The organism is Devosia sp. LjRoot3 (assembly GCF_964252865.1).
GTDB lineage: Bacteria > Pseudomonadota > Alphaproteobacteria > Rhizobiales > Devosiaceae > Devosia.
Genome location: NZ_CAXUPK020000004.1, coordinates 195,394 through 218,241, shown reverse-complemented (window position 1 = coordinate 218,241; position 22,848 = coordinate 195,394). Strand labels below are relative to the sequence as shown.

Here is a 22,848-nt window from a genome sequence, read left to right as displayed (position 1 = left end):
CTAGGTATTCATCGAGTCGAAGAAATCCGAATTGGTCTTGGTCTGGCGGACCTTGTCCATAAGGAATTCCATCGCGTCGATCGTGCCCATCGGATTGAGGATACGGCGGAGCACATACATCTTCTTGAGGATATCGGGCTCGACCAGCAGCTCTTCCTTGCGGGTACCCGACTTGGTGATGTCGAGCGCCGGGAAGATGCGCTTGTCCGCGACCTTGCGGTCCAAAATGATTTCCGAGTTACCGGTACCCTTGAATTCTTCGAAGATCACTTCGTCCATTCGGCTGCCGGTATCGATCAGCGCCGTAGAAATGATGGTCAGCGAGCCGCCGTCTTCGATATTACGTGCGGCACCGAAGAAGCGCTTCGGGCGTTGCAGGGCATTGGCGTCGACACCACCGGTAAGAACCTTGCCCGAGCTTGGAACCACGGTGTTGTAAGCGCGGCCGAGGCGGGTAATGGAATCGAGGAGAATGACAACGTCGCGCTTGTGTTCGACCAGGCGCTTGGCCTTTTCGATCACCATTTCAGCGACCTGGACGTGGCGCGAAGCCGGTTCATCAAAGGTGGAGGAAATAACTTCGCCGCGCACCGAGCGCTGCATGTCGGTCACTTCTTCCGGACGTTCGTCGATCAGCAGAACGATGAGATAGCATTCCGGGTGATTGGTCGCGATAGATTGTGCAATATTCTGCAACAATACCGTCTTACCAGTACGCGGAGGAGCAACGATCAGAGCGCGCTGGCCCTTGCCAAGCGGCGCCACGAGATCAAGAAGACGAGCCGAGCGATCTTTCAGCGTCGGATCTGGCAGCTCCATACGGAGCCGTTCTTCGGGATAGAGGGGTGTCAGGTTATCGAAATTGACCTTGTGGCGAACCGCCTCGGGATCTTCGAAGTTGATGGTGTTTACTTTGAGCAGCGCGAAGTAGCGCTCGCCTTCCTTGGGAGAGCGGATTTCGCCCTCGACCGTGTCGCCAGTCCGCAGGCCAAAGCGGCGAATCTGGCTGGGGCTGACATAGATGTCGTCAGGGCCCGGAAGATAGTTTGCGTCAGGAGAGCGGAGGAAGCCAAAGCCGTCTGGCAGGACCTCGACCACGCCCTCACCGACAATGTCGATGTCCTGCGAAGCCAATTCCTTGAGAATGGCGAACATCAACTCCTGCTTGCGCATGGTCGAAGCATTCTCGACTTCGAGTTCTTCGGCGAACGCCAGCAATTCGGCCGGGGACTTGGCCTTCAGCTCACTGAGCTTGATATTCTGCATGGATGCGATGGACCCTTGGGGTAAATCGTAGAGGAGGGATTTTATTTTTGGGGAATGCACCGCGCAGTGCCGGAATCGGCCGCGCATGAGGAAGGATGCTTGATGGCTTCATTTAGCGTGATCGCCAGCCGGTTTCAAGATGGGAACCGAGCCTGATTGGCAATTTTGGCGGATTCACGTGAAACTTCGAAGCGTTCCGCGCAGCGGATGAAAGGCTCCGGTGGAGCCTTTCAAGCTGAGAAGGCCATGAAAGCTATGCTTGAATGGCCCAGCGCCCGTGAGCCCCAATCGCCTAAAACGGCTTCACGATCACCATGATGACAATGCCGATCATCAGCACAGTCGGCACTTCATTGATGATGCGAAAATACTTTTGCTCCTTGACGTTCTCGTCGCGGGCAAAGCGCTTCTGGTGGCCGACCAGAATGCCATGCACACCGCTCATCGCCAGAACCATGGCCGCCTTGGCCCAGGGCCATCCCGAACCCCAATCGACGCCGCCGAGATGGATCATGGTGAGCCCAAATACCCAGGTGGCAATCATCGCCGGGTTGATAATGCCCTTGAGGAGCCGCCGCTCCATGACCTTGAACGTCTCGGACTGCACGGAGCCGATTTCGGCCTTGGTGTGATAGACGAAAAGCCGCGGCAGATAGAGCATGCCGGCCATCCAGGCGATGACCGAAATGACGTGCAGCGCCTTCACCCATTCATACATTTCAATTTTCTCAACTTTGCTTGACCAGCTCGACCAACCGCTCGACGTGGGAAATCGGGGTTTCGGGCACAATGCCGTGGCCGAGATTAAAGATATGCGGGCGCTTCGCAAACGCGGCCTTGATCTCGATCACGCGCTCTTCCATCGCCTTGCCGCCGATGACAAGCCGCAGCGGATCGAGATTGCCCTGAACCGGTAGGGTCTTTGGCAAAAATTCGTCGGCGAAGGACAGCGGGGTCGCATAGTCGAGCCCAAGCGCATTGACGCCGGTCTTTTCCGCATAGCGCTTCAAATTACCGGCAGCTCCGCGCGGGAAACCGATGATCGGAGCGCCGGGCACTTTTGCCCGCACGCCCTCAACAATCCGTCGATTGGGCTCGATCACCTGCGTTTCAAAAGCCGCATCGTCGAGATTGAGCGCCCAGCTCTCAAAAAGCTGCACCACATCGGCGCCGGCCTCAAACTGGGCGACGAGATAGTCAATGCTGGTTTCAACCAGCACATCCATCAATTTCGAAAAGGCCGCCGGGTGTTCCAGCGCAAAGCGCCGCGCCACCCATTGATCGGGCGATCCCCGACCATTGAGCATATAGGTCGCAACCGTCCAGGGAGAGCCACAGAAGCCGATCAGGGTCTTTTCGGGAGCCAGTGCCGCTCGCAGCCGCTGCACGGTCTCCAGCACAGGCGCCAGATGATCCAAAGCCCCGCCGCGCTCAAGCCGATCCACGTCGGTCACGGCCAGGGGCTCGAGCATTGGTCCTTCACCCGCTTCAAAGCGAACCTTCTGTCCGAGTGCATCTGGAATGACCAGAATGTCAGAGAACAAAATAGCCGCGTCGAGATCGAACCGGCGAAGTGGCTGCAGCGTCACTTCCGTCGCAAAATCGGGATTGTAGCAAAGATCCAAAAAGCTTCCGGCCTTGGCGCGGAGCTCGCGATATTCCGGCAGGTAGCGACCAGCCTGTCGCATGATCCACATGGGAGGGGTGTCCTGGCGTTCCCCCAGCACCGTTGCGAGCAATCTTTTCTTGGCCACTGCACTCACCCTTTCGTCCCCTTCGAAAACCCAAAAGAGACTCTTAGTCTTCCTATCTTCTTCTTTATGGTGGTGTTTATCCGCAATTCATGGCGCTCCACAATCTGGACCCATGGCGGCACTTCAGCACAGCGCTTCATTAACGCTCTGTTAACATCTGTGGCCGACCCCGCTGGCCTGCCCCGTTAATGGAGTTTAAGAGGAGCTTAACAGGGCGACTCCCGAGTCAACGATTCGGTAACGCCTGTGGATGAGGGGTGTGAAAAGCCGCTCCCGCCCTTTCAGCTTATCCCCACAGATTCCCCCAGCCCCCGTCCGAGAACCTCGGAAAGGAATTGTTAACTTTTTATCGAATAGGTCGAACAAGTTTCGTGCCTCGTGAAAGTTACGAGTCTTTCCCCCAGTTCGCCCTTGAGCTGGGGATGACAGTGTGGAAAAACTTGTTCCCATGCTGATCCTGGCCTCCTCAAGTCCGACCCGCAAAACCTTGATGGAAAAGGCTGTTTTTTCCTTTTCCGTCATTCCGGCCGATATCGATGAACGCGCCCTCGGAGCCCAGGCTTTGGGGGCCGGGGCTGACGGCCGTGATCTTGCAGGCCTCCTTGCCAAGGCGAAGGCCGAAGCGGTCTCAAAACTCCATCCTGACGCCTATGTGATCGGCGCCGATCAAACTTTGGCTCTGGGCACGGAATTGCTCCACAAGCCCATCAACCGCGAAGACGCCGCGCGCCAGCTCGATCATCTCGCCGGCAAGACCCATCGTCTGCACGCCGCGGTCGCGCTCGTGCGCAATGGCCAATTGTTGTGGTCCGATATCGAAACCGCCGAATTGACCATGCGCCAGTTCGAACCGGAAGAGCGCGACCTGGTTCTCGATCTTGAGGGACCTGCCGCCCTGACCTCCGTCGGCGGCTATCGGCTCGAAGGTCCGTCCATTCGGCTCTTCGAGACCATTACCGGCGATTATTTCACGATTCTCGGGCTGCCGCTCTTGCCCCTGATCGGCGCCTTGCGCGATATCGCTCCGGAGCTTCTTTCCGTCAGGGCCTGATCAAACGTGACCATCAAAGCTTTCGTCACCGGCCACCCCATCGCCCATTCGCGTTCGCCGCTCATTCACGGCACGTGGCTCGCCGAGCACGGCATTGATGGCTCCTATGAAGCGATCGACGTTGCGCCTGCGGATTTGCCGGCCTTTTTCGACCGTTTGCGCGCGGGCGAATTTGCCGGCGGCAATGTCACCATTCCCCATAAGGAAGCGGTTTTTGCCCTTTGCGACAGCGTCGACGATCTCGCCAAAACCATCGGTGCGGTGAATACGCTGGTCGTGCGCGGGGGCAAGGTGCACGGCTACAATACCGACTATCTCGGTTTTCTCGGCAATCTCGACGCTACAGCGCCGGGCTGGTCCGATGGCCCGCGCGATGCCCTGGTGATCGGTGCCGGCGGCGCAGCCCGCGCCATTTTGGTTGCCCTGCGCGAGCGCAATGGCGGAAAAGTCCATGTGCTCAATCGCACCCTCGCCAATGCCGAAGCGCTGGTCGAGGAAATCGAAGGCCCCTTCGAGGCCCACGGCTTTGAAGCCTTTGCCGAGCTCGCGCCAAAGATCGGCATTGTCGTCAATACCAGCTCCATCGGCATGCATGGCAGCCGCTTCGACTGGCTCGACATGAGCCTGCTTCCAAAGACCAGCCTCGTCACCGACATCGTCTATACTCCGCTAGTGACGCCCCTCCTCGCCGATGCCCAGGCCCATGGCCTCGAAATCGTCGATGGCCTTGGCATGCTGCTGCACCAGGCCGTGCCGGGTTTTGCCGATTGGTTCGGCGTGCGGCCGGAAGTGACGCCGGCCCTCCGCGCCCGCATCGAAGCGACTTTGGGTCACTGACCATGTGGCGGATCGGGGTCACCGGATCGATCGCCACCGGCAAATCCACCCTGCTCGCCGCGTTCGAAAAAGTCGGTGTTCCGACATTCTCGGCCGATGCCGCAGTCGCTGCACTCTACGAGGGCGAAGCCCTCGCCCCGGTTGAAGCTCTTTTTCCCGGCGTCACCAGAGACCAAAAAATAGACCGCCAGGAATTGGCGCGGCGCCTCGCGGCCGAGCCGCAAAATTTCAAGAAATTGGAAGCCGTGGTTCATCCCCTGGTCCGGCAGAAAATCGCCGAATTTATGGACGGCGCCGAGGCCGCCGGCGCCATCGCAGCGGCCGTCGAAGTCCCCCTGCTCTTCGAAAGCGGCTTCAATTGCGGCTTTGACGCCGTGGCCGTGACCTTTGTCGACCCCGAGATTCAGGCTGTACGGATCATGGCCCGGCCGGGCATGACCGTGGAAAAGCGCGATACCTTGCTTGCCCGCCAGATGCCGCAGGATGAAAAGAAGAAGCGGGCCACATATCTCTTCGATACCGAGCGCCCGCGCGAGGAAATCGATGCCGAAGTCGCGGCTTTGATCGCCGACCTCAAGGCAAAGGGACCAGAAATATGATCCGGGAAATCGTGCTCGATACCGAAACCACGGGCCTTTCCCATGCCGAGGGCGATCGCCTCGTCGAAATCGGCTGCGTCGAGCTGATCAATCATATTCCCTCGGGCAAGAATTTTCACGTCTACATCAACCCTCAGCGCTCCATGCCCGACGAGGCATTCCGTGTGCATGGGTTGAGCGAAGAGTTTTTGTCCGACAAGCCGGTTTTCAAGACGCTGGCCGAGGAGTTTCGGACCTTTGTCGATGGCGCCCGGCTCATCATTCACAACGCCCCTTTCGATATGGGTTTTTTGAATGCCGAGCTTGGCTGGGCCGGCCTGCCTATTCTCGACAACGAAGTCATCGACACGGTCATGCTCGCCCGCAAAAAGCACCCGGGCGCCCGCGTCAGCCTCGACGCGCTCTGCAAGCACTATGGCATCGACAATTCCCGCCGCACGCTGCACGGCGCTCTCCTCGACAGCGAGATCCTGGCTGAAGTCTATCTCGAGCTGATCGGCGGCAAGCAGGTGAGCCTGGCTCTCATTGCCGAGGTCGAAAGCGACGGCAGCGACGCCCTCGCGACCCGCATCGCCGCTCTGCCCCGCCCTGCCCCGCTCCCATCGCGCGTGACTTCAGCGGAAGCCGCGGCGCACGAAGCCTTCGTGGGAAAAATGGGCGAAAGCGCGATCTGGGCCCAATATGCCGAGGTCGCGGCGGCGGAGTAATCCGCTGGTCCTTCCGGACCCTCTTCCCCCACGGTGCCATTCCCGCGAAAGCGGGAATCTCTGTTTGACACGCATGGATTCCCGCTTTCGCGGGAATGAATCAGCGAGCGCACCCCCCAGAAACAAAAAACCCCAGCTCTCGCCGGGGTTCTTCAAATTTCAAAAAACCAAAAATCAGTTCGGCAGGTCGGTTGCCGGAGCGGCGGCTGCGCCACCTTCGGCCTGCTGCTTGGCAGCAAGGGCTGCAAGATTTTGGCGGTAGATCGCCATGAAGTCGACCGGCTCCATCATCAGCGGCGGGAAACCGCCCTGCTGGGTGACATTGGCCAGGACCTGACGGGCAAACGGGAAGATCAGGCGCGGGCATTCGACCATGAGAAGGCCGCTGAGCTGGGCTTCGGGAATGTTCTTGAGGCGGAAAACGCCGCCATAGACCAGTTCCACGTTGAACAGCAGCGTTTCCTCGCGATTGGCCTTGGCCTTGAGGTTCAGCTCGACCGCATAGAGGTCGTCGGCCTGCTTCTTGACGCCGACCGAGATCGAAACGTTGAAGGCCGGATTGCCGCCGCCGGCCAGGATCGAGCCGGGCGCGCCGGGGTTCTCGAAGGAAAGGTCGCGCACATATTGACCCACAAGGTTCATGCTGGGCGCGGTGCCGGGCTGGGTCGCTGCTGCGCCTTCGTTTTCTTCGGCCATCTTTGGTCCCTTTATATTCCGGTTGGAACAGTCCTGCGGGTGGCTAGCATCTTTGCCCCAAAGGAACAAGCAAAGAGGCCTTTTGCAACGCTATTTGCGCTGCCAGTCGTCGTCATCGAGGTCGATGGTTCCCGGTCCGTTAAGATGGGTCGGCGCGGAATCGGTCGGCGACGCGCGGCGATAGCTGGTCGTTGTTTCAACCACGGTTACATTGCGCGTCAGCGTCTTGTAGAGCCAGGCGCGCACCGGCGGAAGCAGCAGCAGAATGGCGACGAAGTCGCCCAAAAATCCGGGAATGATGAGAAAGACTGCGGCCAGGGCCAGCGCCATGCCGTCGAACAGGGTCTGTCCGGGAAGCGTACCGGTTTGCATATTGGTGCGCATGCGGTTGAGCACGCCCAGACCTTGCTGGCGCAACACAAAGCCGCCGACAACCACGGCGAGAATGACAAGACCCAGCGTCGGCAGCACGCCGATGGCGCGGCCGACGAGAATGAAAAGCGCAATCTCGATCAGCGGCAAGGCCAGAAGGAGCAGGGGAATGAAGCGGAGCAACCGGGTCATCCTTTGTTTGTGAAGGGCGCGGCAAATCGCGCTACCTTGTGTGAACTGGTTTTGAGCTAAAGCTTTCCCTATATATAGGAACGACAAAAGCGCTCGGCGAGCGCCCAACTTCTCAGGTGCACCGATTCATGGACGATTTTCTCGATCTGCCTACTCTCATCGCCATCGTGGTCGCGGTTTTCGTGCTGTTCCGCCTCCGCTCGGTCCTGGGAACGCGGACGGGCAATGAGCGCCCGCCAATCGACCGCTCTCGCTCGACCCCGACCGAGAAGAAGGCCGCCAATGGCGACGAAACGGTCGTGCCGATCCGTCCCCGTCCCACCGATGCGCCCAATCTCGATGACGAGCGCCGCACCCGCAAGACCGAGGCCGAGATCGAACAGGCTGCGTCAGGCAATGCAGATCTCGCAAACGGCCTTCGCGCCGTTGTCGAAGCCGACCCCACCTTTACGCCCAAATCCTTCCTCGAAGGCGCCAAGCAGGCCTATGAGATGATCGTCACCGCCTTTGCCGAGGGCGATCGCCAGACCCTGAAGAACCTCCTCGACAAGGACGTCTACGATAGCTTTGCCCGCGCCCTCACCGAGCGCGAGGCCGCCGGCCAGAAGAATGACTTTACCTTTGTCGGCCTGCCCAAGATTGCCATCGTCTCGGCCGAATATGACAAGAAGAACGTGCTGGTGACCGTCGATTTCCATGCCGAAGTCGTCTCGGCCATCCGCGACAAGGACGGCAATCTCGTCGAAGGCAATGCCGACCAGGTGCAGACTATCGCTGACGAGTGGACCTTTGCGCGCAATCCCAAATCGCGCGACCCCAATTGGAAGGTCATCACCACGAGCCAGCTCGACTAAAATCTTTTTGCGGCAGGCCCTTCCATGTCCAAGCGCGACCCCAAGCGCCTGCCGCACGATTTTCACCTGTGGACGACCGTGTCCGCCACGGTTGAACCCTTGCGCCGCAAGGGTCTCCTCAAGTTGGGGCATGGCACCCTGCCCATCCCCGAGCCTGAACCGACCCCCGCCATCAAGGCGCCGCCCAAAATGGGCAGTCCCAAAAAGCCCTTCCTGCCACCCTATCAGGCGCCCACCCAGCCGGTGCAGGTGGTCGAGAAAAACGTTGATCCGGCTATCCACAAAAAGGTCCGCCGCGGCCGCATCGAGATCGATGGCACCATCGACCTTCACGGCATGACCCAGGTCGAAGCCCGCGAAACCCTCCGCCGCTATATCGGTGCCCGCGCTGCCCGCGGCGACCGCACCTTGCTCGTCATCACCGGCAAGGGCGCCAAAACCGAAAACGACTATGTCGCTGCCATGACCGAGCGCGGCATCCTGCGCACCATGCTGCCGATCTGGCTTTCCGAGCCGGGCCTGTCGCATATGATTTCCGGCTGGAGCCTCGCGGCCCGCGGCCATGGTGGGGAGGGCGCCTGGTATGTGCGCCTGAGGCGCCCATGACCCCGCTTGGCGCAAAATTCCGCGCGCTTCGCGAGGCCCGCGGCATTTCTTTGAAAGAAATGGCTGCCGCCCTCAACGTCTCGAGCGCCTATCTCTCGGCCCTCGAACACGGCCGCCGCGGCCAGCCCACCAGCTTCCTGCTCCACCGCATCATCGCCTTCTTCAACGTCATCTGGGACGAAGCCGAAGAGCTGCAGCGCCTCGCCGAAATTTCCGATCCAAAAGTGACGATCGACACCGGCGGCCTCGCCCCCGAAGCCACCGAATTCACCAATCGTCTACGCGACAATATCGAGCGTCTCGAGCCCGAAGACCTCAAATTCCTGCGCGATGAATTGGTGAAGCGCGCGGGCAAGAAGCGCGGTTAGGCGGCGCTGGAATCCACCTCTCGATGGGCGTATTTTATGGCCCATGCAGTAGGAGGTTCCCATGCGCACGATTGGTGTCGCGGCCATCCTTGCCGCGTTGTCCCTACCAGCCCTCTCCGCCGACCTGACCCCGGGTGATTTTCGCGCGCTCCTCGCAGAGAGCGATGCGAGTTCCGTGGTGCGCTCGCTCGACGAAGCGTCCTGGAATGCGTTTCTCACCCATGTCGAGGCAGGCGACCGTGGCTGGATCGACCTCGTGCCGCTCCTGGCGGCGGGGACGGATGCCGGAACGTCGGAAAGCCTTGTTATCACCCTGTCGCGGGCGCTTCGCGCCAATCCGCAGGGCGTGCTCAGTGTCCTTGCCAGCAGCAGCTATGCTGCGAGTGACATCTGCGTCGACAATGAAATCGAGATCTCGACCCTCGACGCCGTTCGCCTGATCGATGAGGCGCTGGTCAAGGTCGCTGGGGTTCTCGACCCGGCATTGAGCCAGGTGCGCAACGAATGCATCTATGCCCTTAGCGATGCGCGCATCGCCGCGCTGATCTAGAAAACGCCCGCCCTTTTGGGGCGGGCATATGAAGGCTAAAGTACGAACTTGCTGAGATCGGTGTCTTTGGCGAGAACGCCCACCTTTTCGCGAACAAAGGCGGCGTCAATCTCGATCGACTGCCCGGCTTTGTCAGGCGCATCGAAGGAAATCTCTTCCACGAGCCGCTCCATCACCGTCTGCAAACGCCGCGCGCCGATATTCTCGACTGAATCATTGACCTTCACCGCCGCATCGGCAATTGCCTCGATGGCGTCAGTCGTGAAGCTCAGCGTGACCCCTTCGGTCCCCATCAGCGCCACATATTGGCGCACCAGGCTCGCCTCGGTGTCGTTGAGGATGCGAATGAAATCTTCGCGGGTCAGCGCCTTCAGCTCCACCCGGATCGGCAAACGGCCTTGCAGCTCCGGCAGCAGGTCCGAGGGCTTGCTCACATGGAACGCACCCGAGGCAATGAACAGGATATGGTCCGTCTTCACCGGCCCATATTTCGTCGACACCGTCGTGCCTTCGATCAAGGGAAGCAGGTCCCGCTGCACGCCTTCGCGCGACGGACCGCCTGATACGCCACCCTCGCGGGCCGCGACCTTGTCGATTTCGTCGATGAAGACGATGCCGTGGTTTTCCACGAGCTCGATGGCTTCCGTCTTGAGCTGTTCCTGATCGAGCAGCTTGTCGGCCTCTTCGGCGATCAGCGGCTCATAGGCGTCCTTCACCTTGACCTTGCGCTTCACACCGCGACCGCCCATCGCCGACTTGAACATGTCGGAAAGGTTGATCATGCCGATGCCGCCATTGGGCATGCCGGGGATTTCGAACCCGCCCGTATTCGGGCTCGGCTGTATCTCGATCTCGATTTCCTTGTCGTCGAGTTCGTTGTTCCGCAGCTTGTTGCGGAACGAGTCGCGCGTCGACGGCGTCGCCGAAGTGCCGACCAGTGCATCAAGCACCCGCTCCTCGGCATTGTGGTGCGCCTGCGCCTGCACATCGCGTCGGCGCTTGTCGCGGAGCACGGTGATACCGGCTTCGACAAGGTCGCGAACAATCTGCTCCACGTCGCGGCCGACATAGCCGACCTCGGTGAACTTGGTCGCTTCCACTTTTACAAATGGCGCCTGTGCCAGCCGCGCCAGGCGACGCGAAATCTCGGTCTTGCCGACGCCGGTCGGCCCGATCATCAAAATATTCTTCGGCGTCACTTCACGGCGCAGCTCGGGGGAAAGCTGCTGCCGGCGCCAGCGATTGCGCAGCGCCACGGCGACGGCGCGCTTGGCATCCTGCTGGCCGACAATATTGCGGTCCAGCTCCGAAACGATTTCGCGCGGCGAAAAATTGGTTTCACTCATTTCTTGTCACTTTCGATCGGTGCCTTGCTGTTGAACCGGTTCGCGGTCCAGGAAGCGCACCATCAGGTGTTCGTCGATATATCGACCGTTCACGAAGAGGTAGCGGGGCTCTGTCCCATAAGTCTCAAAGCCCAGCCGCTTATAGAGGCGGATGGCCGGCTCGTTCTCGGCCCAGACCCCGAGATGGACCTGGATGACCTTTTCCCGTGCATGCTGGATCAGGTGCTCGCAAAGAGCCTTCGACATGCCGCTGCCGCGATGCTCTGGCTGCACATAGACCTGGATCATCCAGCCCCGGTGCCGTTCCTTGGCCGCATCATTGCGCATGAAGGCATTGATGCCGCCAATCGATCCATCCGGCAGTTCGGCGCCAAAGACCGTCAGGGTCTCCAGCATCTGCCTGACATCCGCGTCAGTTCTCTGCGCAAAGTTCTCCGCCGAAGACACGAAGGCCTCCGGATGATTGGCCAGCGCCTCGTGCCGAATGGCCCGATAGGCCGCTGCATCCTTCACGCCGAGTTGCCGAATGGAAAAGGTCACTTAGAGCTCGATGGTTTCGAGGGTTACGTTGCCATTGGTGTAGACGCAGATTTCCTCTGCGATCTTCATGGCGCGACGGGCAATGTCTTCCGCATCAAGCTCGGTCGCCTGATGCAGGGCCAGGGCGGCCGAATGCGCATAATTGCCGCCTGAGCCAATGGCGATCACACCATGGTCAGGGGTAAGAACGTCGCCCGTACCGGTAAGCACCAGCGTGTCGGTCTTGTCGGCCACGATCATCATGGCTTCGAGCTTCCGCAGATAGCGGTCCGTCCGCCAATCCTTGGCCAATTCGACGGCAGCGCGCATCAGCTGGTCAGGATATTGCTCCAGCTTGCCTTCGAGCCGTTCGAAGAGGGTAAAGGCGTCGGCGGTCGAACCGGCAAAGCCGCCGATCACCTTGCCGCCGGCCAGCCGGCGAACTTTCTTCGCCGTATGCTTCATCACCGTCTGGCCCATGGAAACCTGGCCATCGCCAGCGACCACGACCTTGTTGCCCTTGCGCACGGAAACGATCGTTGTCCCGTGCCAGCCGGGAAATGCGTTTTCACTCATGGGGGGAAATACTCCGAACTGTTGAGTGATATTTAGGCGCAAGGCCGCCGTTTGCAACCAGCCCCGCGCAACGGCAACCAAGCCATGCGCGTTGGACGGCAAAGAGGAAATCGGAGGAGGGCGAAAAAATGCCAAGAGCCAGCCGGGTCATGCCCATGCTTTCGGTTGCCGACATGCCCGCGTCGCGCCGCTTCTATGAGACCATATTAGGCGGAACGCTGGTCTATCAGTTTCCGCCCGAAGATGAGCCGGTCTTCCTAACCCTGTCCTTCGGCGAAACCGAAATCGGCCTCGGCATCCTCTCCGACAAGGGCGTTCACGGTCGCCCCCTCCGCCCCGCCAGCGGCCACCGCATCGAGCTCTGCATCAATGTCGATGACGTCGACGCGACGCTTGCTGTCCTCGGAGCCCCCATCGTCATGCCGCCGATCGACCAGCCTTGGGGCGAGCGCGCGGCTTATGTCGAGGACCCCGACGGCAATCTGATCATGCTGGTCGCGCCCATCGGCTGAAAGCAACGCGATCTTTAAGCCTTTGCGCATATCTGCTAGTGAGCCCCGATCTCCGGAGACATTTGCAATGCGCACCGCCACCATCGCCCGCAAGACCAACGAGACCGAGATTGCTGTCTCGATCAATCTCGACGGCACCGGCGCGCATAAAATGGCGACCGGCGTCGGCTTCTTCGATCACATGCTCGACCAGCTCTCGCGCCACTCGCTCATCGACATGGACGTCACCTGCAAGGGCGACCTGCACATCGATTTCCACCACACGGTGGAAGATGTCGGTATTGCCCTCGGTCAAGCCATTGCCAAAGCGATCGGCGACAAGAAGGGCATCCGCCGCTACGCCTCGTGCGACCTGCCCATGGATGGCACTCTTACCCGCGCGGCGCTCGACGTTTCGGGCCGGCCCTTCCTCGTCTTCAAGGCCGAGTTCAACCGCGACAAGATCGGCGACATCGACACCGAACTTTTCCGCGAGTTCTTCCAGGCTTTTGCCATCAATGCCGGCATCACGCTGCATGTCGAAAACTTCTACTTCGACAACAACCATCATCTGGCCGAGTCGATGTTCAAGGCGGTGGCCCGCGCCCTGCGCGATGCGCTCGAAATCGACCCCCGCCAGGCCGACCGCGTCCCCAGCACCAAGGGCACGCTGTAAGCCAATCGCCGCTACTTCAGTTGTCGTCACTGCCGGGCTTGTCCCGGCAGTCCATGCCATCCGCAGGATGGCGGGCCTCAGAAAGCTGGATTGCCCGGACAAGCCGGGCAATGACGACGCATCAAATAGGTCGTGGCCTTTCGCATTTCCGCTTTTTGCACTAAGTGGACCTCATTCCGTCCTGGGAGTTCCCCGTGACCCTCTTTGCCCTCTACCGATCCGTCGATGACCCGACCGCCCTGCCCGTGGCCGTCGCCGAGCGCTTCTCTTGGGTTTCGGCCCTGTTGCCGCCCGTCCATGCGCTGCTCCATCGACATTGGGATCTCCTGGGCCTTTTTGCCGTCGGCCTCGTCGCGCTGATTTTTGGCGCGCGCTATCTCGGCCCGGACGCCACTCTCTGGCTCTACATCCTCCTCGCCATCGCCTGCGGCTTTGCCGCACCGGGCGCCGAGCGTCGCGCACTGAAACGTCGTGGTCTCTCTTCGCTTGGCCACCGCGTCGCCGCCGATGCCGACCTTGCCCGTCTCGCTGTTATGGAATCTCGTCCATGAGCACTGTTGCCATTATCGACTATGGCGCGGGCAATCTCCGCTCCGCCGCCAATGCCTTCGAGCGCGTCGCCGCCTCGCTCGTAAGCAGCCCCGACATCGTCGTCACTGCCGACCCTGAAGTCGTCCGCCGCGCCGACCGCATCATGCTCCCCGGCGTCGGCGCCTTCGCCGATTGCAAAGCGGGCCTTGATGCCGTCGCCGGCATGACCGAGGTTCTGGAAGAGCGCGTCATCCGTGGCACCACGCCGTTCCTCGGCGTCTGCGTCGGCATGCAGCTTCTCGCTGGGGAAGGCCGCGAAAAGGTCATCACGGCAGGTCTTGGCTGGATCCCCGGCGCCGTCGAAAAGATCAAGCCGACCGATCCAAACCTGAAGATTCCGCACATGGGCTGGAACACCATTTCGGTGACAAAACCCCACGCCCTCCTCGCCGGCATCCCGGATGGTCCCAATGGCCTCCACGCCTATTTCGTACACTCCTACCACTTCCTCACCGAGGACCCGGCGCACCTCCTCGCCACCACCGACTATGGTGGTGTGGTGACGGCCTGCGTCGGCCGCGACAATATTTTCGGGACGCAGTTTCACCCGGAAAAGAGCCAGGCCCTCGGCCTCAAACTGATCGAGAATTTTATGGGGTGGACGCCATGATCCTGTTCCCGGCCATCGACCTCAAGGACGGTCAGTGCGTGCGCCTCAAACTGGGCGACATGAACCAGGCCACTGTCTTCAACGACGATCCCGCCGCCCAGGCAAAGTCGTTCGAAGATCAGGGCTTTGAATATCTGCACGTCGTCGATCTCAACGGCGCCTTCGCCGGCGAGAGCGTCAACGGCGCTGCCGTCGAGCAGATTTTGAAGACTGTAAAATTCCCCGTCCAGCTCGGCGGCGGCATTCGCACGCTCGACCACATTGAAGCCTGGCTCGACAAGGGTCTTGCCCGCGTCATCCTCGGTACGGTCGCTGTGAGGAATCCGGAGCTGGTGAAAGAGGCCGCCAAAAAGTGGCCCGGCCAGGTCGCCGTCGGCACCGATGCGAAGGGCGGCATGGTCGCGGTCGAAGGCTGGGCGGAAACCTCCGAACTCTCGATCATCGAACTCGCCAAGCGTTTTGAAGGCGCCGGCGTCGCGGCCATCATCTACACCGACATCGACCGCGACGGCATCCTCGCCGGCATCAACTGGGACTCGACCCTCGAGCTTGCCCGCTCGACCTCAATCCCGGTGATCGCTTCCGGCGGCCTCGCCTCCATGGACGATATCGATCGCATGACCCGCCCCGAATATCAGGTTCTCGAAGGCGCCATTTCCGGCCGTGCACTTTACGATGGCCGGATTGATTCACGTGAAGCACTGGCAAAACTGAGGGCCGCGGCGTGAGCGAAGCCCGGCCTGCCAAATTTCCGTGGTGGGCCTATTGGCTCTTTCTCGCCGTCATCGCGCTCTTCGCCTTCGCGCCGGTGATCTCGGTGCTTACCGCCGGCTTCATCGCCGAAAGCAATGGCTGCGCTCTCAACGAGGGCAGCATCAATACCTGCGTGGTCGGCGGCAATGATCTGGGCCCGACCATCTACACTCTCTTCGTGCTCGGCTGGTTCGCCATAGCCACCCTGCCACTTGGCGGCGCTGCCTTCTTCGTCTGGCTCGCAACGCTCATCATTCACCGCATCGCCTGGGGGCAGATGCAGAAGGGCAAACGCTCATGACCCTGAAAACCCGCATCATTCCCTGCCTCGACGTAGCCGGCGGCCGCGTCGTCAAAGGCGTCAACTTCGTTGATCTCATCGATGCCGGCGACCCGGTTCAGGCCGCCATGGCCTATGACGCGGCCGGCGCCGATGAATTGACCTTCCTCGACATCACCGCCAGCCACGAAGGCCGCGACACCATTTTCGACGTCGTCGCCCGCACGGCCGAACACTGCTTCATGCCGGTCACCGTCGGCGGTGGCGTCCGCTCCATCGAAGATATTCGAAAACTCCTCCTGGCCGGCGCGGACAAGGTGGCGATCAATTCCGCCGCCGTAAACGATCCCGATTTCATCGCTCGCGCGGCGGACAAGTTCGGCAATCAGTGCATCGTCGTTTCGGTCGATGCCAAGCAGCGGCTCGATGCAAAGGTCGGCGGCGACAATCGCTCCGAATGGGAAATCTACACCCATGGCGGCCGCCGCCCCACCGGCATCGACGCGGTCGAATTTGCCGCCAAAATGGTCGAGCGCGGCGCCGGCGAACTCTTGGTGACCTCCATGGATCGCGACGGCACCAAGTCCGGCTTTGACCTCAAGCTCACCCGCGCCATTGCCGACTCGGTGGAAGTCCCGGTTATCGCCTCGGGCGGTGTCGGAAAACTGCAGGACCTCGTCGATGGCGTCACCGAAGGTCACGCCAGCGCCGTCCTTGCCGCCTCCATCTTCCACTTCGGCACTTTTACGATTCCCGAAGCGAAGCGCTACATGGCCGATCATGGCATCGCCATGCGGCTCGATGCGGCAGCGGCTTAAGTAGGGATTGCCCCGGCACGTCATTCCATCACAACGTCATCCCCGCGAAAGCGGGGATCTCGGGAACGGAAACTGGGATTTCCGCTTACGCGGAAATGACGCGGTGAAAGCGGGCCCAAAGGACCAAAAAATGACCCTTGAAGAACTCGAAGCCCGCATCGCCATCCGCGCCGCCGCTTCGCCCGAGGAAAGTTACACGGCAAAGCTCATCGCCCGCGGCATGAAAAAAGCCGCGCAAAAAGTCGGCGAGGAAGCGACCGAAGCCGTCATCGCCGCCGTCACCGGCGACCGCGCCGAGCTGGTCAAGGAATCCGCTGACCTCCTCTACCATCTCCTCGTCGTGCTCAAGGCGGCCGACATTCCGCTCGCTGAAATCATGGCCGAGCTCGATGCGCGCACCGCCCAGTCCGGCCTTGCCGAAAAAGCCTCCCGATCGGAAAAGCAGTAATGGCGCCTCGTTCCCCCGCGCTCGACCCCTATCACAATTTTACCAAGGCCGAATGGAGCAAGCTGCGCGACGGCCAGCCGATGACGCTCGACCAGAGCGACATCGATCGCCTGCGCGGCCTCACCGACCCGATCTCCCTGGAAGAAGCCGAAGAGGTCTACCTGCCGCTTTCGCGCTTGCTGTCCTACTACGTCGAAGCCATCCAGGGTCTTCACAACGTCCAGTCGCGGTTCCTCCAAACCCCGCATGGTCACAAGGTGCCCTTCATCATCGGCGTCGCCGGTTCGGTTGCGGTGGGCAAATCGACTACCGCGCGTATCCTGCAGACCTTGCTCTCGCGCTGGCCGTCGACACCCCGCGTCGATCTCGTCACCACCGACGGCTTTTTGTACCCCAATGCCGTGCTCGCCGAAAAAGGCCTGATGGAGCGCAAGGGTTTTCCGGAAAGCTACGACCGCGCCCGCTTCGTCAACTTTTTGGCCGACATCAAATCGGGCAAGGCGAACGTAAAGGTCCCGGTCTATTCCCATCTCGTCTATGACGTGGTGGAAGGCACCGAAATATCAGTCGATCGCCCCGACATTCTCATCGTCGAAGGCCTCAACATCCTGCAGGCCGGCGAATTGCCCAAGACCGGCAAGCCGATCCTCTTCGCCTCCGACTTCCTCGATTTCTCGGTCTATATCGACGCCGACAATGACGACCTTGAAGACTGGTTCATGCAGCGCTTCTTCCGCCTGCGCGAAACCGCCTTCAAGGACCCCACCTCCTTCTTCCGCCGCTTTGCCGAAATGAGCGAAGAGGAAGCCGGCTCCTTCGGCCGCCAGGTCTGGCGCTCCATCAACCTGCGCAACCTCATTGACAACGTGCTGCCGACGCGCGGCCGCGCCGATCTGATCCTCAAAAAGGGAAAAGATCACCTGATCGAGAATGTCAGCCTGCGCCGCGTCTGACGCCCATCGACTCTCCGCCCCCCACGATGTCATCCCCGCGAAAGCGGGGATCTCTGTTTCCGGAGAGAGGGGCCTAATACGTCCCCTGCTGCGGCTGGCTCAAGACGATCATATTGCCATCGGGATCGCGCAGTTTCGCGGTCTTGAAAAAGTCTCCGATCGCCTTAGCCACCGGCTTGATCCCGAACATCTCCAGCCGCCCCAGCTCGTCCGCAATATCATCGACGATCAGCATAAGTACGCTCGCCCCTGCCCGGTCGGCATCGGTCGCCACATGCACCCAGCCGCCCCCCGGCAACTTCCATTCGGCGACGTCGGCCATGGGCCGTGCATCGGCTTTCCGGCCGAACAGATACTCATACCAGACGAGGGATTCAGGCAGGCTTTCGACGGCAATGCTGGCCAGCGCATTGGTGATGGTCATTGCGGGTCCGTGTGTTCGCTTTACGCCAGCCTAGAGTCTCCCGCCGATTGTGTCGATTGCGAAGCATTCATCCAATCGCCGCACGGAGTTGGCGGCCGGCCATGGCACTGATATAGGCGTTGGCGACCATATTTGGAGACTAGGCATGACCGAGCTCAGAACCATTGTCGTCGGCGCCGGCGGCCGCATGGGATCTGCCAATATCAGGGCAGTAGCGGCAAGCCATGGTCTCAAACTCGTCGGCGCAGTGGATCGCCCCGGCGCCTCCTCGATCGGCAAGGATGCTGGCACGCTTGCGGGCATCGATGCACTCGGCGTCACCATCACCGACGATGTTTCCCCACTACTCGACCAGGCCGACGTCATCATCGATTTCACGGCCCCCGCCTCCAGCGTCGCGCTGGCAAAACTCGCTGCGACCAAGGGCCTCGTCCACCTCATCGGCACCACCGGCTGTTCCGAAGCCGACGACGCTGAAATCGCCGCTGCCGGTGCCGCCGGCGCGCGCATCGTCAAGTCCGGAAACTTCTCCCCCGGCATGGTCGCCCTCGCCGTCCTCGTCGAGAAGGCCGCCCAGGCCCTGCCCGACTACGACGTCGAAGTCCTTGAGATGCACCACAACCTCAAGGTCGACGCCCCCTCGGGCACGGCGCTTCTGTTGGGCGAAGCTGCCGCCAAGGGTCGCAACATTTCGCTCAAGGATCATTCGGTTCGCGTTCGCGACGGCCACACCGGCCCGCGCGAATTCGGCACCATCGGCTTTGCCACCCTCCGTGGGGGCAATGTCATCGGCGACCACATGGTGATCCTTGCCGGCCCCTCCGAGCGCATCGAGCTGAACCACCGCGCTCAGGACCGCACCATCTACGCCAACGGCGCCGTCCGCGCCGCCCTCTGGGCTACCCACCAGCCCGCGGGCCTCTATTCCATGGCCGACGTCCTCGGCCTCAACGACTAGTCTTAGGGATCAAAAAAATATGTCCGGTACACTGATCCTGGTCCGCCACGGCCAGAGCGAATGGAACCTGAAAAACCTCTTCACCGGTTGGCGCAATCCCAACCTCACCGAGCAGGGTGAAGGCGAAGCCCGCGCCACGGGCAAGGCTCTCAAGGCCGGCAAGTTCGCGCCTGACCTCTTTTACACCTCGGCCCTGCGCCGCGCCCAGCACACGCTCGATCTCATCCTCGAAGAGATGGGCATCCTCAACGTGACGATTACCCGCAACATCGCGCTCAACGAACGCGACTACGGCGATCTCTCCGGCCTTAACAAGGACGACGCCCGCGCCAAGTGGGGCGAAGAGCAGGTCCTCATCTGGCGCCGCTCTTTCGACGTTCCCCCTCCGGGCGGCGAAAGCCTCAAGGACACCGCGGCCCGCACCCTGCCCTATTATGAAGCCGAAATCCTGCCCCAGCTCAAAGCCGGCAAGACCGTCCTCATCGCCGCCCACGGCAACTCGCTCCGCGCCCTCGTCATGGCCATCGAAGGCCTCACCCCCGACGAGATTCTCGCCCGCGAAATCGGCACCGGCGAACCTACGGTCTACAAGATCGGCCCGGATGGAAAGCTGGTCGAACGGCTGAAGCTCTAAGCCCTCACCTCTCCCAAACCACGACGTCATCCCCGCGAAAGCGGGGATCTCTGTTTCTGGCACTGAGAAATGGATTCCCACTTTCGCGGGAATGACGTCGTGCCGGGATGAGGATTCACGTGAAACTTCGAGGCATTCCGCGTAGCGGATGAAGGCGCCTAGTGCGCCGCCGAAACCACCCCGGCCTCCCAGCCGAGAATCGCCCGCTTGCGCGGCACGCCCCAGTGATACCCCGTCAACGCGCCTGACGTTCCCACCACGCGGTGGCATGGCACCACAAAGCTGATCGGGTTCTTTCCCACTGCCGCGCCCACCGCGCGAGACGCCGTCGGTCGCCCGATATGGTTGGCGACGCTGGAATAGGTGACGGCCTTCCCGCACGGAATTTTAAGCAGGGTCTCCCAGACCTTCACCTCAAAGTCGGTCCCGATAAGCACCACCCGCACCGGCCGATCCGGCGACCAGCGTCCCGGCTCAAACACCTGCGCCGCCATCGGCGCAATGCGCGCATCGTCCCGGGTAAACCGCGCCTTGGGCCAGCGATTGGCGAGATCGGCAAAAGCCTCTTCGATTGACATATCCGCATCGGCAAAGCCCAACCCGGACATGCCATATTCCGTCGCCGTCACCACGGCGAGCCCGAAGGGCGAAGGCGCCACGCCCCAGAACATGTCGATCCCCTCACCCCCGGCGCGAAACACCCCCGGCGGCATGGCTTCATAGGTGACAAAAAGATCGTGCAGCCGCGAGGTGGAAGACAGCCCCACCTCATAGGTGGTGTCGAGCACGCTGGCCTTGTCGCGCAGGAGCGATTTTGCATGGTCGAGCGCCACCGCCTGCGCAAAGCTCTTTGGCGAGAGCCCACACCAGCGTCGAAAGAGGTCCGTCAACTGCCGCTCGGTCAGCCCGAGCGCCCGCGAAAATTTGCCGAGATCGGTCGCATCCGGACCGTTCTCGCTGAGATAGCGAATAGCCGCGCGAATGGTGTCGTAGTCGCTGGCCGGGGCGATATGGGCAAGCTGGTTCATGGCCGTATCTTTCAATTGAGCTTTTGCCCTTTTTAGTCCCGGAAGAGGGCGGCCCGCGACCCGGTTTTGACGCGCCTAGCCGTGCCGTGCCTTGCGCACCGCCTGGCCAAAGGCGCGGGCAAAACTCGACTTGTCATTGACCGCGAGAAAGGCGCCGATCTCGATGCGTTCATCGCCATGCTTGAGATACATGGCCGTGGTGCGCTCGTTCTCGTCCCGGTCGAGCAGCAGCCGCACCTTCTTGGGGTCAAGCCGGCGCATCTGCCGCTCCTGCCCCCGGCCCGAAGTGACCACTTCAATCTGGTCGGGCCAGACGGTAATCTGCTCCGTGCGCCGCGAGCGCCGCGCCTGCCTCACCGAAAAGGCCGCAAGCGCACCCCCGGCAATGACAAAACCCAGAACGCCCGGCAGCAGAAATTCCGGCACGGAGATCACGAAGGGCAGGCCAAGAATTCCGGCGGCTGCCAGGCCAATCCAGCCGCCAGCAGCGCGCAGTGACCTGTCCGGCCGCAAGGTGGCCGAAAACAGAGGACTGGTCGTTGTGCTGGTTTGCATTGGCATGATGGACTCGCCCTGAAATATTGGCAGAGATTCGGGGTCGAGAGAATGCCAAGTCCTAAAAAAGTGAAGAAGCTGAACCGCGCCCAGGCCGAGGCAATTTTCGAGCGGTTCCATCAGATCGAGCCCGAGCCCAAGGGCGAACTCGACTACGTCAACGCCTATACTCTGCTGGTCGCTGTCGTCCTCTCCGCCCAGGCGACCGACGCCGGGGTCAACAAGGCCACAAAACGTCTCTTCGAACTGGCGCCCTCCCCGGCCGCCATGGTGGCGCTGGGCGTGGAACAGATCACCGATCTCATCAAGACCATTGGCCTTTATCGCGGCAAGGCCAAGAACGTCTTTACCCTCAGCCAGATGCTGATCGACCTGCACGGTGGCGCAGTCCCCGAGCATCGCGAGGCGCTCGAAGCCCTGCCCGGCGTCGGCCGCAAGACGGCCAATGTAGTGCTCAACATCTGGTTCAAGCAGCCGACCATCGCGGTGGACACCCACCTGTTTCGCGTCGGTAACCGCACCGGCCTTGCTCCCGGCAAAACCCCGCTCGCAGTGGAACAGGCCCTCGAAAAGCAGATCCCCGAGCGTTTTATGCTGCACGCTCACCACTGGCTGATTCTCCACGGCCGCTACATCTGCAAGGCCCGAAAACCCGAATGCTGGCGCTGCCCGATCAGCGAGTGGTGTCTTTTCGAACCAAAGTCGCCGCTGCCAAGGGCGGCATAGCAGGCCCAACGCCCAACCCACCGAACGTCATCCTCAGGCTTGACCCGAGGACACTGCACTTGGCGATGGCGCAGCAAGTATAGAGCCCTCGGGTCAAGCCCGAGGGTGACGACGTGTGTGTTCAGCTCCCATACCCCCTCGCCATAGCCGCAGCAAAAATCGGGATCAGCAACAGCACCCCCGCCTGCAGATGCACGAACCGCCGGCTCGTCCCGATCTCGCTTTCCGGCACCAGATAATCGACGACGCCCTCGCCCGCCTTCGCCCAGCGCCGGATAGCCATGGTCGGCTGGACGGTAAGCAACCCCATCACCAGGAACGCTGCCATCTTCCCCCAAAAGGCGTGATTACCGAGATAATACCAGGGATCGACACCCCCGAACCAAACCCGCAAAATTCCAACAACGATCACCACGATCGCGATCGCGCCATAGGCCGCATCGATCCGCGCCAGCTGCCCGAGCCTGGTCCCGCCTAGCCCTGGCCTGATCAGCGCAAATTCCGTCGCAAAAATCCCCACCAGCGAAAAGACCGCCAGATGGTGGGCGCAAGCCAATATCAGATTCCAATCCATTGCCCTGTCCTCACCCAGGTGTTAACGGTGCTCACA

At 61.2% G+C, this 22,848-nt stretch carries 32 protein-coding genes; 20 read left to right on the top strand and 12 right to left on the bottom strand.

Features of this window, described 5'->3' with window-relative positions; all coding sequences use genetic code 11:
* The 3 genes from rho to hemE form a co-directional block, all read right to left on the bottom strand.
* Nucleotides 1-1,266 (bottom strand): transcription termination factor Rho, encoded by a 1,266-nt coding sequence (rho, locus tag ACSQ2A_RS15690; protein ID WP_035084758.1) that lies wholly within the window; start codon nt 1,264-1,266, stop codon nt 1-3.
* A 292-nt stretch (nt 1,267-1,558) separates the two neighbouring features.
* The gene (gene hemJ, locus ACSQ2A_RS15685; RefSeq protein ID WP_035084755.1) at nt 1,559-1,984 is read right to left on the bottom strand and encodes a protoporphyrinogen oxidase HemJ; all 426 of its coding nucleotides are present in this window, start codon (nt 1,982-1,984) and stop codon (nt 1,559-1,561) included.
* Between the two features lie 10 nt (nt 1,985-1,994).
* Nucleotides 1,995-2,963 carry a uroporphyrinogen decarboxylase gene (gene hemE, locus ACSQ2A_RS15680; RefSeq protein WP_436072984.1) on the bottom strand — a complete coding sequence of 323 codons (969 nt, stop codon included), beginning with the start codon at nt 2,961-2,963 and terminating at the stop codon, nt 1,995-1,997.
* A gap of 505 nt (nt 2,964-3,468) precedes the next feature.
* Between hemE and ACSQ2A_RS15675 the strand changes: the two genes are divergently transcribed.
* From ACSQ2A_RS15675 to dnaQ, 4 genes are read left to right on the top strand one after another with little or no spacing between them, the layout of a single operon-like run.
* Nucleotides 3,469-4,071, top strand: a complete 603-nt coding sequence (locus ACSQ2A_RS15675) for a Maf family protein (protein WP_436073224.1) — start codon at nt 3,469-3,471, stop codon at nt 4,069-4,071.
* A gap of 6 nt (nt 4,072-4,077) precedes the next feature.
* Complete coding sequence (locus ACSQ2A_RS15670) at nt 4,078-4,908, top strand: shikimate dehydrogenase (RefSeq protein ID WP_436072983.1); 831 nt, start codon at nt 4,078-4,080, stop codon at nt 4,906-4,908.
* 2 nt (nt 4,909-4,910) lie between these two features.
* Entirely contained in the window at nt 4,911-5,507 is a 597-nt protein-coding gene (coaE, locus tag ACSQ2A_RS15665) for a dephospho-CoA kinase (RefSeq protein ID WP_436072982.1), read from the top strand.
* On the top strand, nt 5,507-6,214 hold the full coding sequence (gene dnaQ, locus ACSQ2A_RS15660; protein ID WP_436073223.1) for a DNA polymerase III subunit epsilon: 708 nt from the start codon (nt 5,507-5,509) through the stop codon (nt 6,212-6,214). Before coaE ends, dnaQ begins: the two co-directional genes overlap by 1 nt.
* A gap of 174 nt (nt 6,215-6,388) precedes the next feature.
* Here dnaQ and secB read toward each other — a convergent pair whose 3' ends face one another.
* Both secB and ACSQ2A_RS15650 read right to left on the bottom strand, forming a co-directional pair.
* Nucleotides 6,389-6,910 carry a protein-export chaperone SecB gene (secB, locus tag ACSQ2A_RS15655; RefSeq protein WP_295413240.1) on the bottom strand — a complete coding sequence of 174 codons (522 nt, stop codon included), beginning with the start codon at nt 6,908-6,910 and terminating at the stop codon, nt 6,389-6,391.
* A 90-nt stretch (nt 6,911-7,000) separates the two neighbouring features.
* Nucleotides 7,001-7,474 carry an FxsA family protein gene (locus ACSQ2A_RS15650; RefSeq protein WP_436072981.1) on the bottom strand — a complete coding sequence of 158 codons (474 nt, stop codon included), beginning with the start codon at nt 7,472-7,474 and terminating at the stop codon, nt 7,001-7,003.
* Nucleotides 7,475-7,602: 128 nt separating this feature from the next.
* Here ACSQ2A_RS15650 and ACSQ2A_RS15645 point away from each other — a divergent pair, with 128 nt between their 5' ends.
* The 4 genes from ACSQ2A_RS15645 (at nt 7,603) to ACSQ2A_RS15630 (ending at nt 9,852) form a co-directional block, all read left to right on the top strand.
* Nucleotides 7,603-8,328: a Tim44/TimA family putative adaptor protein gene (locus ACSQ2A_RS15645; RefSeq protein WP_436072980.1), complete on the top strand. Its 726-nt coding sequence runs from the start codon at nt 7,603-7,605 to the stop codon at nt 8,326-8,328.
* Between the two features lie 24 nt (nt 8,329-8,352).
* Complete coding sequence (locus tag ACSQ2A_RS15640; RefSeq protein ID WP_436072979.1) at nt 8,353-8,934, top strand: Smr/MutS family protein; 582 nt, start codon at nt 8,353-8,355, stop codon at nt 8,932-8,934.
* The gene (locus tag ACSQ2A_RS15635) at nt 8,931-9,302 is read left to right on the top strand and encodes a helix-turn-helix domain-containing protein (RefSeq protein WP_295413249.1); all 372 of its coding nucleotides are present in this window, start codon (nt 8,931-8,933) and stop codon (nt 9,300-9,302) included. Before ACSQ2A_RS15640 ends, ACSQ2A_RS15635 begins: the two co-directional genes overlap by 4 nt.
* A 61-nt stretch (nt 9,303-9,363) precedes the next feature.
* Entirely contained in the window at nt 9,364-9,852 is a 489-nt protein-coding gene (locus ACSQ2A_RS15630; RefSeq protein ID WP_436072978.1) for a hypothetical protein, read from the top strand.
* A gap of 35 nt (nt 9,853-9,887) precedes the next feature.
* On the opposite strand, the gene hslU is transcribed toward ACSQ2A_RS15630, so the two are convergent.
* Genes hslU through hslV form a run of 3 tightly spaced genes read right to left on the bottom strand, consistent with a single transcriptional unit; the run spans nt 9,888 to nt 12,293 of the window.
* Entirely contained in the window at nt 9,888-11,198 is a 1,311-nt protein-coding gene (gene hslU, locus ACSQ2A_RS15625; RefSeq protein ID WP_436072977.1) for an ATP-dependent protease ATPase subunit HslU, read from the bottom strand.
* A 6-nt stretch (nt 11,199-11,204) separates the two neighbouring features.
* Nucleotides 11,205-11,738 (bottom strand): GNAT family N-acetyltransferase, encoded by a 534-nt coding sequence (locus ACSQ2A_RS15620; protein ID WP_295413257.1) that lies wholly within the window; start codon nt 11,736-11,738, stop codon nt 11,205-11,207.
* The gene (gene hslV / locus ACSQ2A_RS15615) at nt 11,739-12,293 is read right to left on the bottom strand and encodes an ATP-dependent protease subunit HslV (RefSeq protein ID WP_436072976.1); all 555 of its coding nucleotides are present in this window, start codon (nt 12,291-12,293) and stop codon (nt 11,739-11,741) included. It abuts the gene before it with no gap.
* A gap of 128 nt (nt 12,294-12,421) precedes the next feature.
* Between hslV and ACSQ2A_RS15610 the strand changes: the two genes are divergently transcribed.
* The 9 genes from ACSQ2A_RS15610 (at nt 12,422) to coaA (ending at nt 17,913) form a co-directional block, all read left to right on the top strand.
* Nucleotides 12,422-12,805 (top strand): VOC family protein, encoded by a 384-nt coding sequence (locus ACSQ2A_RS15610; RefSeq protein WP_436072975.1) that lies wholly within the window; start codon nt 12,422-12,424, stop codon nt 12,803-12,805.
* A gap of 67 nt (nt 12,806-12,872) precedes the next feature.
* Nucleotides 12,873-13,460 (top strand): imidazoleglycerol-phosphate dehydratase HisB, encoded by a 588-nt coding sequence (hisB, locus tag ACSQ2A_RS15605; protein WP_436072974.1) that lies wholly within the window; start codon nt 12,873-12,875, stop codon nt 13,458-13,460.
* Nucleotides 13,461-13,654: 194 nt separating this feature from the next.
* Nucleotides 13,655-14,011, top strand: a complete 357-nt coding sequence (locus ACSQ2A_RS15600; RefSeq protein ID WP_436072973.1) for a hypothetical protein — start codon at nt 13,655-13,657, stop codon at nt 14,009-14,011.
* Nucleotides 14,008-14,661 (top strand): imidazole glycerol phosphate synthase subunit HisH, encoded by a 654-nt coding sequence (hisH, locus tag ACSQ2A_RS15595; RefSeq protein WP_436072972.1) that lies wholly within the window; start codon nt 14,008-14,010, stop codon nt 14,659-14,661. The genes ACSQ2A_RS15600 and hisH overlap by 4 nt, the downstream gene beginning before the upstream one ends.
* Nucleotides 14,658-15,389, top strand: a complete 732-nt coding sequence (gene hisA / locus ACSQ2A_RS15590; protein WP_436072971.1) for a 1-(5-phosphoribosyl)-5-[(5-phosphoribosylamino)methylideneamino]imidazole-4-carboxamide isomerase — start codon at nt 14,658-14,660, stop codon at nt 15,387-15,389. Before hisH ends, hisA begins: the two co-directional genes overlap by 4 nt.
* Nucleotides 15,386-15,715, top strand: coding sequence for a hypothetical protein (locus tag ACSQ2A_RS15585; RefSeq protein ID WP_436072970.1), 330 nt, complete (start codon nt 15,386-15,388; stop codon nt 15,713-15,715). The genes hisA and ACSQ2A_RS15585 overlap by 4 nt, the downstream gene beginning before the upstream one ends.
* Nucleotides 15,712-16,512 carry an imidazole glycerol phosphate synthase subunit HisF gene (gene hisF / locus ACSQ2A_RS15580; protein ID WP_295413275.1) on the top strand — a complete coding sequence of 267 codons (801 nt, stop codon included), beginning with the start codon at nt 15,712-15,714 and terminating at the stop codon, nt 16,510-16,512. The genes ACSQ2A_RS15585 and hisF overlap by 4 nt, the downstream gene beginning before the upstream one ends.
* 130 nt (nt 16,513-16,642) lie before the next feature.
* Nucleotides 16,643-16,960 (top strand): phosphoribosyl-ATP diphosphatase, encoded by a 318-nt coding sequence (locus ACSQ2A_RS15575; protein ID WP_436072969.1) that lies wholly within the window; start codon nt 16,643-16,645, stop codon nt 16,958-16,960.
* A complete protein-coding gene (coaA, locus tag ACSQ2A_RS15570; protein WP_436072968.1) occupies nt 16,960-17,913 on the top strand; it encodes a type I pantothenate kinase in 954 nt (317 codons plus the stop codon). The genes ACSQ2A_RS15575 and coaA overlap by 1 nt, the downstream gene beginning before the upstream one ends.
* A gap of 73 nt (nt 17,914-17,986) precedes the next feature.
* Here the strand turns inward: coaA and ACSQ2A_RS15565 are convergent, their stop codons facing one another.
* Complete coding sequence (locus ACSQ2A_RS15565; protein WP_295413280.1) at nt 17,987-18,337, bottom strand: VOC family protein; 351 nt, start codon at nt 18,335-18,337, stop codon at nt 17,987-17,989.
* 145 nt (nt 18,338-18,482) lie between these two features.
* Between ACSQ2A_RS15565 and dapB the strand changes: the two genes are divergently transcribed.
* Together dapB and ACSQ2A_RS15555 are read left to right on the top strand one after the other, a co-directional pair.
* Entirely contained in the window at nt 18,483-19,295 is an 813-nt protein-coding gene (gene dapB, locus ACSQ2A_RS15560) for a 4-hydroxy-tetrahydrodipicolinate reductase (protein ID WP_436072967.1), read from the top strand.
* Between the two features lie 19 nt (nt 19,296-19,314).
* Nucleotides 19,315-19,929 (top strand): 2,3-bisphosphoglycerate-dependent phosphoglycerate mutase, encoded by a 615-nt coding sequence (locus tag ACSQ2A_RS15555; protein ID WP_436072966.1) that lies wholly within the window; start codon nt 19,315-19,317, stop codon nt 19,927-19,929.
* Between the two features lie 158 nt (nt 19,930-20,087).
* On the opposite strand, the gene ACSQ2A_RS15550 is transcribed toward ACSQ2A_RS15555, so the two are convergent.
* Both ACSQ2A_RS15550 and ACSQ2A_RS15545 read right to left on the bottom strand, forming a co-directional pair.
* Nucleotides 20,088-20,957, bottom strand: a complete 870-nt coding sequence (locus ACSQ2A_RS15550; RefSeq protein ID WP_436072965.1) for a methylated-DNA--[protein]-cysteine S-methyltransferase — start codon at nt 20,955-20,957, stop codon at nt 20,088-20,090.
* A 75-nt stretch (nt 20,958-21,032) separates the two neighbouring features.
* Nucleotides 21,033-21,518 (bottom strand): DUF2244 domain-containing protein, encoded by a 486-nt coding sequence (locus ACSQ2A_RS15545; protein WP_436072964.1) that lies wholly within the window; start codon nt 21,516-21,518, stop codon nt 21,033-21,035.
* Between the two features lie 45 nt (nt 21,519-21,563).
* Between ACSQ2A_RS15545 and nth the strand changes: the two genes are divergently transcribed.
* Complete coding sequence (gene nth, locus ACSQ2A_RS15540; RefSeq protein ID WP_436072963.1) at nt 21,564-22,238, top strand: endonuclease III; 675 nt, start codon at nt 21,564-21,566, stop codon at nt 22,236-22,238.
* Nucleotides 22,239-22,359: 121 nt separating this feature from the next.
* Here nth and ACSQ2A_RS15535 read toward each other — a convergent pair whose 3' ends face one another.
* Nucleotides 22,360-22,812, bottom strand: a complete 453-nt coding sequence (locus ACSQ2A_RS15535) for a DUF2214 family protein (RefSeq protein WP_436072962.1) — start codon at nt 22,810-22,812, stop codon at nt 22,360-22,362.
* Nucleotides 22,813-22,848: the final 36 nt, after the last annotated feature.